This window comes from Streptomyces kronopolitis (assembly GCF_014646275.1).
Taxonomy (GTDB): Bacteria; Actinomycetota; Actinomycetes; order Streptomycetales; family Streptomycetaceae; genus Streptomyces; species Streptomyces kronopolitis.
This window is the reverse complement of record NZ_BMND01000007.1, coordinates 74,598-88,227: the sequence shown is the minus strand read 5'-3', so window position 1 is coordinate 88,227 and position 13,630 is coordinate 74,598. Positions and strand designations below refer to the sequence as shown.

Here is a 13,630-nt window from a genome sequence, read left to right as displayed (position 1 = left end):
AGGGCAGCGTTCCGCCCGGGAAACAGCGCGGATGCGGGCGGGTAACAGCCGCGCCCCAGGCTGAGCGGCATGACCTCGATGCCGCCGCCCCCGGATGCCGCGCCCGGCACCACCGCCACCCCCACCCTCGTCCTCGTCGGCCACGGCATGGTCGGCCAGCGCTTCCTGGAGGAGCTGGCCGACCGCGGCGTCACCAGGCGGGCGCGGATCGTGGTGCTGTGCGAGGAGCCCCGCCCGGCCTACGACCGGGTCCAGCTGACCTCGTACTTCGCCGGACGCACCCCGGACGATCTGAGCCTGGCCGACCCGGAGTTCCTGGCCCGGCACGGCATCGAGCTGCACCTGGGCGACCCGGCCACCGCCGTCGACCGCGCCACCCGCACGGTCACCGCCCGCTCCGGGCTGACCGTCCGCTACGACACCCTGGTGCTGGCCACCGGCTCGTACCCGTTCGTGCCGCCGGTGCCCGGCAAGGACAGCGCGGGCTGCTTCGTCTACCGCACCCTCGACGACCTGCTGGCCATCGAGGAGTACGCCGCGGGGGCCCGCACCGGCGTGGTGGTCGGCGGCGGGCTGCTGGGGCTGGAGGCGGCCGGTGCACTCAAGGGACTCGGGCTGCGCACCCACATCGTGGAGGTCGGCCCGCGGCTGATGGCGCTCCAGGTCGACGAGGGCGGCGGCCGCGCGCTGCGCCGCACCGTCGAGGAGAGCGGCCTCGCGGTCCACACCGGCGTCGGCGGCACGGAGATCGTCGCCGACGAGACGGGCGCGGTCACCGCCATGGACCTGTCCGACGGCTCCCGCGTCGACACCGACCTGGTCGTCTTCTCGGCCGGGGTGCGCCCCCGCGACCGGCTCGCCCGGGACTGCGGGCTGCCGGTCGGCGAGCGCGGCGGCATCGTCGTCGACGAGCGGTGCCGCACCGCCGATCCGGCCGTGTACGCGATCGGCGAGTGCGCGCTGGCCGCCGACGGCCGCGTCCACGGCCTGGTCGCCCCGGGCTACGACATGGCGCGGGTGGCGGCCGGCGACCTCGCCGCACGGCTCTTCGGCGACACCCGGCATCCCGGCGGCTTCACCGGCGCCGACCTGTCCACCAAGCTCAAGCTGCTCGGTGTGGACGTGGCCTCCTTCGGCGACGCGCACGGCACCGCGGACGGCGCGCTGGACGTGGTCTACGCCGACGCCCGCAGCGGCGTCTACAAGAAGCTGGTGATCGGCCCCGGGGGCGAGCTGCTGGGCGGCGTCCTGGTCGGCGACGCCGAGGCGTACGGCATGCTGCGCCCGCTGACCGGCACCGTGCCGCCGCTGGCACCCGAGCAGCTGGTCCTGCCCGCGGGGGTCGCGGCCGGGGGCGGCGGCGCGCTCGGCCCCTCCGCGCTGCCCGACGAGGCGGTGCTGTGCAACTGCCACAACGTCACCAAAGCCACCGTCCGGGCCGCGGTCACCGAGCACTCCTGCACCACCCTGCCCGAGGTCAAGACCTGCACCAAGGCCGGTACCGGCTGCGGCAGTTGCGTCAAGTCGCTGACCGCGGTGGTGCACGACGAGCTGGCCGCGGCCGGCGCCACCGTCGACACCGGGCTGTGCGGCTGCTTCCCGCACACCCGCGCCGAGCTGTACGAGATCGTGCGCACCCGGCGGCTGACGACCTTCGCCGAGCTGCTGGACGCGCACGGCCGGCCGGCCGCCAGGCACGGCGACGGCTGCGAGGTCTGCAAGCCCACCGTCGGCTCGATCCTCGCCTCGCTGGCGCCCACGGTCGGCGCCGGCGGCTATGTCCTCGACGGGGAGCAGGCCGCCCTCCAGGACACCAACGACCACTTCCTCGCCAATCTCCAGCGCAACGGCTCGTACTCGATCGTGCCGCGGATCCCCGGCGGCGAGATCACCCCGGAGAAGCTGATCGTGATCGGCGAGGTGGCCCGGGACTTCGGCCTGTACACGAAGATCACCGGCGGTCAGCGGATCGACCTGTTCGGCGCCCGGGTCGAGCAACTCCCGCAGGTCTGGGCACGGTTGGTGGACGCCGGCTTCGAGTCGGGGCACGCGTACGGCAAGGCGCTGCGGACCGTGAAGTCGTGCGTGGGGCAGACCTGGTGCCGCTACGGCGTCCAGGACTCGGTCCGGATGGCCATCGATCTGGAGCTGCGCTACCGCGGGCTGCGCTCCCCGCACAAGCTGAAGTCCGCGGTCTCCGGGTGCGCCCGGGAGTGCGCCGAGGCCCGCGGCAAGGACTTCGGGGTGATCGCCACCGCCCAGGGCTGGAACCTCTACGTCGGCGGCAACGGCGGCGCCGACCCGCGCCATGCCGGGCTGCTCGCGCAGGACCTCTCGGACGCCGAACTGATCCGGCTGATCGACCGGTTCCTGATGTTCTACATCCGCACCGCGGACCGGCTGGAGCGCACCTCGGCCTGGCTGGAGCGGATCGACGGCGGCCTCGACCACGTCCGCGAGGTCGTCGTGGACGACTCCCTGGGCCTCGGCGAGGAGCTGGAGTCCCTGATGGCCGCGCATGTCACCCACTACCGCGACGAGTGGGCCGAGACGCTCGCCGATCCCGAGCGGCTGGCCCGGTTCGTCTCGTTCGTCAACGCCCCCGACGTGCCGGACCCGACCGTCCGCTTCACCCCGGAGCGCGACCAGGTCAAGCCCGATCTGACGTTGCTGGCCGGCCCGACCCTGCCCGTTCGGACCCTGGAAGGGACCTCCGCCCGATGACCGCTCCCACCACCGAGCACCACGCCGCCGCGCCCGCCGATGGCCCGCACTCCCCCGCCGCCACCGGCCGCCCGGCCTCCGGCCCGGTCGAGATCCACTGCCCCGCGGCCGGCTGGCTGCCGGTCTGCGGGCCGGAGGCCCTCCTCCCCGGGCGCGGCGTCGCCGCCCTGCTGCCCGACGGCACCCAGGCCGCGCTGTTCCTGGACCGCGGCGGCCGGATCCACGCGATCGGCAACCGCGACCCGTTCACCGGCGCCCAGGTCCTCTCCCGCGGCCTGACCGGCTCGGCCGACGGCCGCCCGTTCGTGGCGTCACCGCTGCTCAAGCAGCGCTTCGACCTGCTCACCGGGGACTGCCTGGACGATCCGTCGGCGTCGGTGCCGGTGTATCGCGTACGGGTCCGCGGCGGGGCGTCGGCCGGTTGAACCCGCCGCGCCGCACGACAGCCGCTCCGAGGGCGAGTGACCGGGCGGGCGGATGACTGGGGCGGAGGGCCGGCCGGGCCGGCGGCCGGGGCCGGTGACGCCTGGTCACTTCCACCCCTCCGGCCCCAGCTCTCCCGGCCCACGACGTACTCTTGGTGCCCCCTACGGAGGAGTGCAGGCGTGACCCGGTGGAACACCAGCCACATCCCCGACCAGACCGGCCGCTCCGCGGTCGTCACGGGCGCGAACAGCGGCATCGGCTATGTCACCGCCCGTGAACTGGCCCGACGCGGCGCCCGTGTGCTGCTGGCCTGCCGCAGCGAGTCGCGGGGCATCGCCGCGCTGGACCGGCTGCGGTCCGAGGTCCCCACCGCCGAGGCCGAGTTCCGGCCCCTCGACCTGGCCGATCTGACCTCCGTACGGGACTTCGCCGCCGCCCTCGACGACTTCGACGGCGACCGCCTCGATCTGCTCGTCAACAACGCGGGCGTGATGGCGCTGCCGTACCGCACCACCGCCGACGGCTTCGAGATGCAGTTCGGCACCAACCACCTGGGCCACTTCGCGCTCACCGGTCTGCTGCTGCCCAAGCTCCTGGCCACGCCCGGCGCCCGGATCGTCACCGTCTCCAGCATGCTGCACCTGCTCGCCGACCTCGACCACGACGACCTCAACAGCGAGCACTCCTACCGCCGCTGGATCGCCTACGCCCGTTCCAAGAGCGCCAATCTGCTCTTCGTCCACGAGCTGTCCCGGCGGCTGGCCGCGGCCGGCTCGCAGGTCGTCGCGGCGGCCGCGCACCCCGGATACGCCGCCACCAATCTCGCGACCGCGGGCGTCCGGATGGAGGGCCGTACCTCCGCCGAGCGGACGGTCGAGCTGGTCAACCGCGCGATCGCCCAGTCCCCGGACGGCGGCGCCCTGGGCACCCTCTGCGCCGCCACCGCCCCGCACATGCGGCCGGACTCCTTCATCGGCCCGCGCAGCGGCCTGCGCGGCGCCCCCGCCCAGTCCCTCCGCGCCCCCTGGACCAGGAACCACGCCAACGGCGAGCGACTGTGGACCGCCTCCGAGCAACTCACCGAGGTGCACTACGACTTCTCCCGGCGCTCCATGACCCTCTGAGCGGGGCCCGTCGGTGGGCACCGCACCCGGGGCTCACTGACTGGCACCGCACCCGGGCCCACCCACGGCACCACACTCGGGCCCGCCGGAGTCACCGCACCCGTCCCCACCAGCGGCGGGACGCCACCGACGGCCGCGCGGGGTCGCCGCCACGGCCGCCCACCCGCCCACGGTGACGCCGGATTGTCGGTACCGCCCCCTACCGTGACGTCATGACGTCGACCATGGAGTACGACAGCCACTGCGCCGAGATCGTCACGCAGTCCGGGCTGCTCGCGTCCTGCCTCCGGGAGGAGGGCACCGACCTCACGACGACGGTGCCGTCCTGCCCGGACTGGAACCTCGCCCAGCTGCTCCGCCATCTGGGCGAGGCCCACCGCTGGGTCGAGGAGATCGTGCGCACCCGGGCGGCCCGGCCCCCGGCCGACACGGCCCTGCGCGACCTGCCCCGCGAGACCACCCGGACCCCGGCCGACCTCGCCGACTGGCTCACCGAGGGCGCGGAACTCCTCGCCGCCACCCTCCGCGCCACCGATCCGGACACCCCGATCTGGACCCCGCTGCCCTCCGGAAGCCCCCGCTTCTTCGCCCGCCGCATGGCCCACGAGACGGTCATCCACCGCGCCGATGCCGCCCTCACCCTCGGCGCGGACTTCACCGTCGGGCAGCCGGCGGCCCTCGACGCCCTCGACGAGTGGATGGAACTGGGCTCGTTGCCCGAGATGTTCGACTTCCACCCCGACCGGCGCGCGCTCCTCGGCCCCGGCCGCACCCTCCACTTCCGCGCCACGGACACCCCGCCGGACGCGGCCGCGAACTGGCTGGTCGACCTCACCGGCGACACCCTCGCCTGGCGCCGCGCCGACGAACCGGCCGCCGTCTCCGTCCACGGCCCGCTCACCGACCTCCTGCTCCTCCTCTACGGCCGCCGCCCCGCCGACAGGGACACCTTCGAGATCACCGGAGATACGGAACTGCTGGAATTCTGGCTCTCCCGAGTCCTGTTCGGCTGAGCCACCACCCGAACGGTCACCGTGTGGCACAGGGACGCCATTCAGGCAGTCCTCTCACGACCATTCACGCCCGAAAGCCCCTGAATCCGGCCGATTCAGGGGACGGCGACACCGACCACCTCGTGAGCGGCGGCCTGCCGCAGGCGTGCACGCCGCCGACCCTCGCGGTCCAGCGCCGCGAGAGCGGTTGCCCGCCCGGACCGGTAGGAGTTCATCCGGTCGCAGAAACGGCTACTGTCATCAGGGGGATACTTCTTGCAGGTCGTGCGACGTGCGGACCGCCGTTGGGCGCACCGCATCTCGTCGCGGCAGCTGCCGAGTGCTCCGCGTCGCAGCCGGCTTCGTCGCCGCGGTGTCCGACGGCCGTCCCAGGCCGGGCCGCCGCCGGAAACGACCGGGGCGCGCGGCACCGGAAACGACTCCCCCCACCACCCTGCCCCGTGCAGCCATGAAACCGGAGACCCCATGAACCCGTCCCTGCCCCGCCCGGCCAAGCCCGACTACACGTCGGTGTTCAAGGAACCCGCGTACCCCGGCGGCGAGCCGTACAAGAGGCCCGAATACGACGACGAGGAGGCAGTCGGCGGCGCGCCGGTCCGACCCGGTTCCGACGTGACCGACGAGCGATAGAGCGAGAAGGCGAAAGAGCAAGAGAGCAAGAGAGCGAGAGGGCGAGAGACCGCGGACGCGGTCTGCGCCGACAGTCGGTTCCGCACCGGCGGCCAGGGTGCGAGCGCACGTCGCCGCCGGAAGGTCCGCCTCCCCCGGGCGGCCGACGCGGCTCGGGGCCGGATTCGTCGGGATGCCCTGCGCGTTGCCCGGCCGTGCGGCAGAGTGGACGGTCGCACCGTCGGTGATCGGTGATCACCGCGAGGTTACGACCGCAGGGGGCGACGTGCCATGACGGAGATCGACAGACGGCGACTGCTGGCGGCCGGCGGCGGCGTCGCCCTGGCCGCGGCGGTGGCGACGGCCTGCGGGTCCAACACCGGTCGCGGTGGCGGCGGTTCGGGCCCGGCGATCAGCCAGTGGTACCACCAGTACGGGGAGCCGGGCACCCAGCAGGCCGTGCGGCGGTACGCCGCCGCCTACCGGCAGGCCGAGGTGCGGGTGCAGTGGCGGCCGGGCGACTACGACCGGCAGACCGCGGCCGCGCTGCTCACCAGCTCGGGGCCGGATGTCTTCGAGGTCAACGGGCCGCTGCTGGACCAGATCCGGGGCGGTCAGGTGGTCGATCTGACCGCCGAGGTCGAGCCGGTGAAGGACGACTTCCACCAGGCCGCGCTCGCCCCGAAGATCTGGCAGGACAAGGTCTGGGGCATCCCGCAGACCGTCGACATGCAGCTGCTCTACTACCGCAAGAGCCTGTTGAAGGAGGCCGGGGTCCGGCCGCCGCAGACGCTCGACGAGCTGGTGGACGGCGCGAAGAAGCTCAGCGGCAAGCAGACCAAGGGCCTGTTCCTGGGCAATGACGGCGGGGCCGGGGTGCTCAGCGGCACGCCGCTGTCGGCCGCGGGGCTGAGTCTGATCGGCGCGGACGGCAAGGCCGGGTTCGACGATCCGGCGGCGGCCCGGGTACTGGGCAAGATCCGGCAGCTGTACGCGGATGAGTCGCTGCTGCTGGGCGCGCCCACGGACTGGTCCGACCCGGCGGCGTTCATCCAGGGGCTGACCGCGATGCAGTGGTCCGGGCTGTGGGCGCTGCCGCAGATCAAGAAGGCGCTGGGCGACGACTTCGGGGTGCTGCCGTTCCCCGCGGACGGGAGCGGAGGGAAACCATCCGTTCCGGTGGGCGCCTACGCCTCCGCGGTGAGTGCGCACAGCACGCACATCAAGGAGGCCAAGGCCTTCGCCACCTGGCTGTGGGTGGACCGCACGGATTTCCAGCAGGACTTCGCGCTGTCGTACGGCTTCCACATCCCGGCCCGGATCTCGCTGGCGAAGAAGGCCGCGCGGCTGCGGGAGGGCCCGGCGGCAGACGCGGTGCGGTTCGCCACCGATCACGGCACCGCCGAACCGCTGTTGTGGACGACGGCGGACCGTACCGCCTACCAGGACGCGCTGAGCCGGATCATCAAGGGCGGCGCGCATCCGGAGAGCGAGCTGAAGAGCGTGGTGCGCACGGTCAACGCCGAACTGAAGCGGGTCGGGAAGAAGTGACGGAGGGGACGGAGGGGGTGGCGGCGGCGGTCGTCGCCCCGCAGCGCCCCGCGGCCGCCGCGCCACCGGCCGACCCGCGCCCCTCGTTCGCCGCCCGGCTGCTCGGCCCCCAGCGGCGGAACCTGTGGTTCTGGGTCTTCGTCGGTCCGTTCGTCCTGGGGCTCGGGCTGTTCACCTATGTGCCGCTGGTGTGGAGCGTCTACCTCAGCTTCTTCGACGCGCACAACACGGTCAGCCCGTCCGGAGCGGACTTCGTCGGGCTGGGCAACTACACGGCGATGCTGCACGACGCGTCCTTCCTCGGCAGCCTGGGCACGTTCGCGCTGTTCACCGCGTTCATCGTGCCGGCCACGTACGCGCTGTCGCTGTCTCTGGCGCTGATGGTCGGCCGGCTGCGCCGTGCCCAGGCGTTCTTCCGGTCGGTGTTCTTCCTGCCGACGGCCTGCTCGTATGTCGTCGCGGCGGTGATCTGGAAGCTGTCGATCTTCAACGGGGTGCGGTTCGGGCTGGCCAACACCGTCCTGGGATGGTTCGGCGCGGACCAGACCGCCTGGCTGTCGACCACCGATCCGCCCTGGTACTGGCTGGTGATCGTGACCGTACGGCTCTGGCTGCAGGCGGGGTTCTACATGATCCTGTTCCTGGCCGGGCTCCAGCGGATCCCCCCGCAGCTGTACGAGGCGGCGGCGGTCGACGGGGCGCGGCCCGGCTGGCAGACCTTCCGCCACATCACCTTCCCGCAGTTGCGCGCCACCTCCGTGGCGGTGGTCCTGCTGCTGGTGATCAACGCGTTCCAGGCCTTCGACGAGTTCTACAACCTGCTGAGCGACGCCCGCGGCTATCCGCCCTACGCCCGGCCGCCCCTGGTCTACCTGTATTACACGGCGCTCGGCCGGGATCAGAACCTCGGGCTGGGCAGCGCGGGCGCGGTGATTCTGGCCCTGCTCATCGCGGTGGCGACGGTGGTGCAGGCCCGCTGGTTCGGCCTCGGCCGCAAGGAGGAGTGAGCACCGTGGAGCACTCGTGGAGCACCCATGCATGACGCGCTGACCAGGGCCGGGCGTGCGCTGCGGCGGGTCGTCCTGATCGCCCTGGCGCTGCTGTTCCTGATCCCCTTCTACCTCCTGGTGCGCAACGGTCTGGCCACCGAGCAGGACATCACGGCGCCCGACTGGACCTTTCTGCCGCACTCCCTGCACTGGTCGAACCTCACCGAGGTCTTCCGCGATCCGGACCTCCCCCTGGGGCGGGCGCTGCTCAACTCCACGCTGATCGCGGTGTCGACGACCCTCGGCACGGTGCTGCCGGCCTCCCTCGCGGGCTACGGCCTGGCCCGCATCCCCTACCGGCACGCCAATGCCGTCTTCTACGCGATCCTGGGCACGCTGATGGTCCCGGCGGCCGTGACGTTCGTGCCGAGCTTTGTGCTGGTCTCGACGCTCGGCTGGCTCTCCACACTGCGCGGTCTGGTGATCCCGACCCTGTTCAGCGCCTTCGCCTGCTTCGTCTTCCGGCAGTTCTTCCTGGGCTTCCCCAAGGAGCTGGAGGACGCGGCGCGGGTCGACGGGCTCGGCTACTGGCGGACGTACTGGCGAATCGTGGTGCCCAACGCCCGGCCGGTGTTCGCCGCCGTCGGCACCCTCGTCTTCATCGGCGCCTGGAACGCCTTCCTGTGGCCGCTGGTGATCGGGCAGGACCAGGAGTCCTGGACGGTGCAGGTCGCGCTGTCCACGTTCACCACCGCGCAGAACCTCGATCTGCATGAGCTGTTCGTGGCCGCTGCGGTGTCCATCGCCCCGCTGGTCGTGGTGTTCCTGCTGCTCCAGCGGTACATCGTCGCGGGGGTGGAGCGCAGCGGGATCGACGACTAGGCGTCGGCGGGCGACGTATGAGGTACGGTGCGTGGTATGAGCACGCAGTCGGACGTCCGCGAGGTGGAGCCGCTCCTGCGCGCGCCCCGCGGCGAGTGCGCGCCCCGCGGTATGAGCTTTCTGCGCCGCCGCGGCCGGGTGGGTTCTCCCCCGGCCTGTTGTCTCCCCACGGCCTGACCGGCTGAGCACCGACCGTCCGCGCGACGGACGGTCCGGTCCCGCACCCCGGCCACCCCTGACGAACCGGCCCCTGGCCATCGCCGTCCAGCCCACCGCCGGTCGCCCCACGGCCGCATCCCCGCGCCCGCGGCGCTCCCCCACCCTTCACACCTCCCCCTCGCCCCTGGAGGATCCGTTGACGACCACACCCCCGACGACGACCGCACCCCTGCCGCCCGTCCTGCGCCCCCACCGCATCCCCGCCGACGGCCTGTACGAAGGGCGGCGCATCCTGCGTCGTACGCCTGACGACTGGACGGAGCGGCCGTACGAGCGGTTCGAGGTCATACCGCAGGCAGCCACCATCGGGGCCGAAATCCGTGGACTGGACCTGTCGCGCCCGCTGTCCGGCGCGCTGCGCGCGGAGCTGAACCGGGCGCTGCTGGAGTGGAAGGTGCTGTTCTTCCGCGCGCAGCATCTGGCCTCCGGGGAGCAGCGCGAATTCGCGCGAAATTGGGGGCAGCTGGAGAGCAATCCGTTGCTGGCGCGGGGCGATTCGAAGGATGTCGTACGGTTCGACAAGGCGGCCGGCGGCGCCCCGACGTTCGAGAACGTATGGCACACGGATGTCACGTTCCGAGAACGTCCGGCCATGGGTGCGGTGTTGCAGCTGCGCGAGGTCCCGCCCGCGGGCGGCGACACGCTCTGGGCCGATATGGCGGCGGCATACGACAATTTGCCTGGGCAAATCAGGGAGCGCATCGAGGGGGCGCGGGCGGTGCACGACTATCTCCCGGGCTTCGCGCGCTTCTGCACGGCGGCTCAACTGGCGCCATTTCAGGCCGAGTTCCCGCCGGTGGAGCATCCGGTGGTGCGCCGGCACCCGGAGACGGGGCGGCGGATGCTGTTCGTCAACGCGTCCTTCACCACCCGGATCACCGGCCTCGACGAGGCGGCGAGCGACCGGCTGTTGCGGCTGTTGTTCCAGCAGGCACAGGTGCCGGAGTTCCAGGTGCGCTGGCGCTGGCAGGCCGGGGACATCGCGTTCTGGGACAACCGCGCCACCCAGCACTATGCCGTGAACGACTACGGGTCGCACCGCCGGGTCGCCGAACGCGTCGCCATCGCGGGCGATCGCCCCCACTGAGCGGTCCCGGCGCGCCTGCCGCACGCCGCCCTCACGTCACGGCTGCCCGCTCCGCCTCACCGCAACCGCTCGTACGTCGCCTCCTCCACCGAGCGCGCGCCGCGCAGCAGGGCGGCGCCCAGCGGGGTGAGGGTGTGCAGCACGGCGTTGCCCTGCCGCAGGGTGAGCAGCAGCCCGGCGTCGCGCAGCACGGTCGCGTGCTGACTCGCGGAGGCCAGTGAGACATCGGCGCGGCGGGCGAGTTCGCTGGTGGTGCAGCCGACGCCGATCCGCTGGAGGATCGCGGAGCGGGTCTGGCCGACCAGTCGGCCCAGCGAGCGCTCGGGCGGGGCCTCCGGGGTCAGCCGCGCCACCGGATGCTCCACGGGGTACACCAGGACCGGCGTGAGGTCCGGGTTGTGGAAGGTGACGGGGGTGCGCCGGCAGAAGTACGACGGCAGCAGCAACAGCCCCCGGCCGCCCAGATGGAGATCGCGGTCCACCGGGTAGTCGCACTCCAGGACCGGCGAGCGCCAGCGCATCATCGGCGGCAGCGAGGCCAGCAGCCGGTCCGCCCCGCCGTCGAGCAGCGCCCGGCCGCGGGTGGCCCGGTCGGCCTCTATTCGGCCCTGCACGCGCGGCCAGTACGGGGCGACGGCCGCCTCGTAATAGCGTTGGAGAAGCCCGGCGAGCCGGCCCAGGACACGGGTGTCGCCCTCCGCCAACTCCCGTATCCACGACGGGAACGGGCGGGACGCGGCGGCGAGCCGGGTGAGTTCCTCGTGCAGCCGGACGGCCGGGGTCTCGCGGAGCGCGGCGAGCGCGTCCGTCATGCCGAGCAGGCCTTCGGCGGGCGTCAGGAAATCAGGGAAATAGCCGCGCGTGGGCACCAGGGGTGCCAGCAGACGCGCTTCGCCATTCAACCTTCCACGTGTTTCCGATCGCCATTTGCCGAACGCCGAATCGTCCCGTCGGTCGCGCAGCCGGTGAAAGCTTAAGACGGTCTCCCACAGTGCGTCCGGGCGTGCCGCAATGCGCACACGGGCCAGATCGAGTCCACTGAAATGGACGCGTAACACCGAACCCCCACCTCTGGTTTCCTCAGTCGGCCCCCGGCACGCCTGAGTATGCACGCCAACACGCGCGGTTACCATGCCCTTTTGGCCAGACTTGAAAGTGCTCGCGCCACCGGGCGGCCGGCGGGAATGCTTGTACTCAATTCGACGGCGGCGCGGACGGACCGGATTGCTCGATCCCGTGGGGGGTGATGGGCAAGGAACCGGCCGCTCGCCAGCCCCGTTGAAGGCCGCACCCCGCGCCGACCGGGGTGACGGCAGCTCCCGAGGGGGGAGTCCGGAGAAAGGCGAGGGCGGCACCTCCGCACAGGTGCCGCCCTCGTTCGGATGTCCTGCGGGAACACCGGACCGACGGGCCCTCCACGTGTCGTGGGCCGTACGGCAGGCGCTCCCGCAACCCGGAGCCCGCTCAGCTCAGTTGGCGCTCCCGGCCCCGCGGTGACGGCGCGCGGCGACGACCGCCCCGGCACCGAGCAGTACGGCGGCGCCGCCCGCCAGACCCAGCTGCGGCACGGCGGGCGAGGAACCGGTCGCGGCCAGGCTGCCGCCGGTCGCCGGGGCCGACGCCGGCTCGGCGTGCGCGCCCTGCGGCGCGACCCCCTGCGGCTTCGACGCCGGACGGTCCCGGTCCGCGGCCTTGCCGGGCTTCGCGTCACCGACCGTGCCGGGCTTGCTGCCGGCCGGCAGCACCGCGAAGTCGTAGCGCTTCATGGGGCCGAGGATGCACGGGTGGTACGCGTCGGAGGCGTCGCCCGCGAAGAGGGCGAGGGCCTTGGTGGCCGGGGTCTTCGCCCCGAGGGCCATCCGCAGCTTCACGTCGGTGTGGGCGCCGGGCTTCATGGCCGTGACGGGGGCGATGTGGGAGCCGTCGGTCGCCAGCGTCCGCCAGTCGGAGCCGTCGGACCACTGCACCTTGATGAAGTGCTGCTGGTCGTTCTTGGCGAGCAGCCGGAAGAACACGAACGGGTCCACGTCCAGCGTGCGGTCGGTCGCGTTGGCCACCGTGAAGGAGAAGTCGACCGTGGTGCCGGCGACCACCTTCGCCGGCAGGTGCTTCGCGAGGACGGTCAGGCCCGGCACGCGGACGCAGTCGCTCGCGGCGGCCAGCGCCTTGTCGGCCGCCTCCTTGGCCACACGGGCGTCGACCGCGGCCTTCTGGACCCTGCCCCACTCCCGGAGGGCCGCGACCCGGGCGTCGTCCCACGCGTCCCGGGCCACCTTGCGCGCGCGGTCCGCGTTCGCCTTGGCATCGGCGGCGTGCGTGGCCTCGGCCTCGGCCGCGTCGAGCGCCTCCTGCGCCTTGGCCTTCCCGGCCTCGTCGGTGGCCGCGTCCAGGGCGGCCCTGGCGTCCGTGACGGCCCGGTCGGCCGCCGCCTTGGCGGCGTCGGCGGCCTTGACCGCCTTGTCCGCGGCGAGCACGGCCGCCTTGAGCGGATGGGTGTCCTGGTCCAGGGCGTTCATGGTGGCGTCGATCTTCGCGCGCCCGGCCTTCTCGGCGGCGACCGCGTCCTCGTACGCCTTCTCCGCGTCGGCGGCGGCCTTCTTGAGCTCGGCGAAGGTCGGCTGCTGCCGGGTCTGCGCCGGGGCCTTCGGGGCGGCGAACGCGGAGCCCGCGGAGAGCAGGACGGCCGGTGCGGTCACGGCGGCGACGGCGGCGGTCGCGAGGGTACGGCGAAGGTTCACTGGTGCCTTTCCCGAGGGAAGTAAGGAGAGTCCGCCGCACGGGCATCGCTCATGCGTGCGGGATGCATGTGATCTTATGACCGACATACGGCCCCACAGCAACGGAAAATGCACCGGCCACGGGCGGCCCCCTTCGCACCCCGGACGGGCAAACCGGGGCAAGGCCGAGCAGTTGCCCGCTTTCCCGCAGGTTTTTCTGTGATCTACCCGACGGGGAACCCCGGGCTCCTCTTCAACTCCCCCGCGCCGCCCCCGCTTTGCCCCGCAC

The 13,630-nt window shown here is 72.8% G+C and carries 12 protein-coding genes; 10 read left to right on the top strand and 2 right to left on the bottom strand.

The window, feature by feature from the left end; all coding sequences use genetic code 11:
* Positions 1-69: 69 nt before the first annotated feature.
* The 10 genes from nirB to IEY78_RS10900 all read left to right on the top strand — a co-directional run bounded on the left by nirB (position 70) and on the right by IEY78_RS10900 (position 10,624).
* Complete coding sequence (nirB, locus tag IEY78_RS10945; protein ID WP_189097465.1) at positions 70-2,724, top strand: nitrite reductase large subunit NirB; 2,655 nt, start codon at positions 70-72, stop codon at positions 2,722-2,724.
* A complete protein-coding gene (gene nirD / locus IEY78_RS10940; RefSeq protein WP_189097464.1) occupies positions 2,721-3,149 on the top strand; it encodes a nitrite reductase small subunit NirD in 429 nt (142 codons plus the stop codon). The genes nirB and nirD overlap by 4 nt, the downstream gene beginning before the upstream one ends.
* Before the next feature lie 180 nt (positions 3,150-3,329).
* The gene (locus tag IEY78_RS10935; protein WP_189097463.1) at positions 3,330-4,274 is read left to right on the top strand and encodes an oxidoreductase; all 945 of its coding nucleotides are present in this window, start codon (positions 3,330-3,332) and stop codon (positions 4,272-4,274) included.
* A gap of 212 nt (positions 4,275-4,486) precedes the next feature.
* Complete coding sequence (locus tag IEY78_RS10930; protein ID WP_189097462.1) at positions 4,487-5,287, top strand: maleylpyruvate isomerase family mycothiol-dependent enzyme; 801 nt, start codon at positions 4,487-4,489, stop codon at positions 5,285-5,287.
* 465 nt (positions 5,288-5,752) lie between these two features.
* Positions 5,753-5,917, top strand: coding sequence for a hypothetical protein (locus tag IEY78_RS10925; protein WP_189097461.1), 165 nt, complete (start codon positions 5,753-5,755; stop codon positions 5,915-5,917).
* Positions 5,918-6,187: 270 nt separating this feature from the next.
* Entirely contained in the window at positions 6,188-7,447 is a 1,260-nt protein-coding gene (locus tag IEY78_RS10920; protein ID WP_189097460.1) for an ABC transporter substrate-binding protein, read from the top strand.
* Positions 7,444-8,454: a carbohydrate ABC transporter permease gene (locus IEY78_RS10915; RefSeq protein ID WP_189097459.1), complete on the top strand. Its 1,011-nt coding sequence runs from the start codon at positions 7,444-7,446 to the stop codon at positions 8,452-8,454. The genes IEY78_RS10920 and IEY78_RS10915 overlap by 4 nt, the downstream gene beginning before the upstream one ends.
* Positions 8,455-8,481: 27 nt before the next feature.
* Positions 8,482-9,318 (top strand): carbohydrate ABC transporter permease, encoded by an 837-nt coding sequence (locus tag IEY78_RS10910; protein WP_189097458.1) that lies wholly within the window; start codon positions 8,482-8,484, stop codon positions 9,316-9,318.
* A gap of 36 nt (positions 9,319-9,354) precedes the next feature.
* The gene (locus tag IEY78_RS10905; protein WP_189097457.1) at positions 9,355-9,495 is read left to right on the top strand and encodes a hypothetical protein; all 141 of its coding nucleotides are present in this window, start codon (positions 9,355-9,357) and stop codon (positions 9,493-9,495) included.
* A gap of 178 nt (positions 9,496-9,673) precedes the next feature.
* Positions 9,674-10,624, top strand: a complete 951-nt coding sequence (locus tag IEY78_RS10900) for a TauD/TfdA dioxygenase family protein (protein ID WP_189097456.1) — start codon at positions 9,674-9,676, stop codon at positions 10,622-10,624.
* Between the two features lie 56 nt (positions 10,625-10,680).
* Here IEY78_RS10900 and IEY78_RS10895 read toward each other — a convergent pair whose 3' ends face one another.
* Both IEY78_RS10895 and IEY78_RS10890 read right to left on the bottom strand, forming a co-directional pair.
* Positions 10,681-11,526, bottom strand: coding sequence for an ArsR/SmtB family transcription factor (locus IEY78_RS10895; RefSeq protein WP_189097455.1), 846 nt, complete (start codon positions 11,524-11,526; stop codon positions 10,681-10,683).
* A 567-nt stretch (positions 11,527-12,093) separates the two neighbouring features.
* Positions 12,094-13,362: a hypothetical protein gene (locus IEY78_RS10890; RefSeq protein ID WP_189097454.1), complete on the bottom strand. Its 1,269-nt coding sequence runs from the start codon at positions 13,360-13,362 to the stop codon at positions 12,094-12,096.
* Between the last annotated feature and the right edge of the window lie 268 nt (positions 13,363-13,630).

Bases quoted from the DNA above. Each gene is read 5' to 3' on its own strand.
- IEY78_RS10910 (WP_189097458.1), top strand. From the start codon at position 8,482: ATGCATGACGCGCTGACCAGGGCCGGGCGTGCGCTGCGGCGGGTCGTC.
- nirD (WP_189097464.1), top strand. From the start codon at position 2,721: ATGACCGCTCCCACCACCGAGCACCACGCCGCCGCGCCCGCCGATGGC.
- IEY78_RS10905 (WP_189097457.1), top strand. From the start codon at position 9,355: ATGAGCACGCAGTCGGACGTCCGCGAGGTGGAGCCGCTCCTGCGCGCG.
- IEY78_RS10925 (WP_189097461.1), top strand. From the start codon at position 5,753: ATGAACCCGTCCCTGCCCCGCCCGGCCAAGCCCGACTACACGTCGGTG.
- nirB (WP_189097465.1), top strand. From the start codon at position 70: ATGACCTCGATGCCGCCGCCCCCGGATGCCGCGCCCGGCACCACCGCC.
- IEY78_RS10930 (WP_189097462.1), top strand. From the start codon at position 4,487: ATGACGTCGACCATGGAGTACGACAGCCACTGCGCCGAGATCGTCACG.
- IEY78_RS10920 (WP_189097460.1), top strand. From the start codon at position 6,188: ATGACGGAGATCGACAGACGGCGACTGCTGGCGGCCGGCGGCGGCGTC.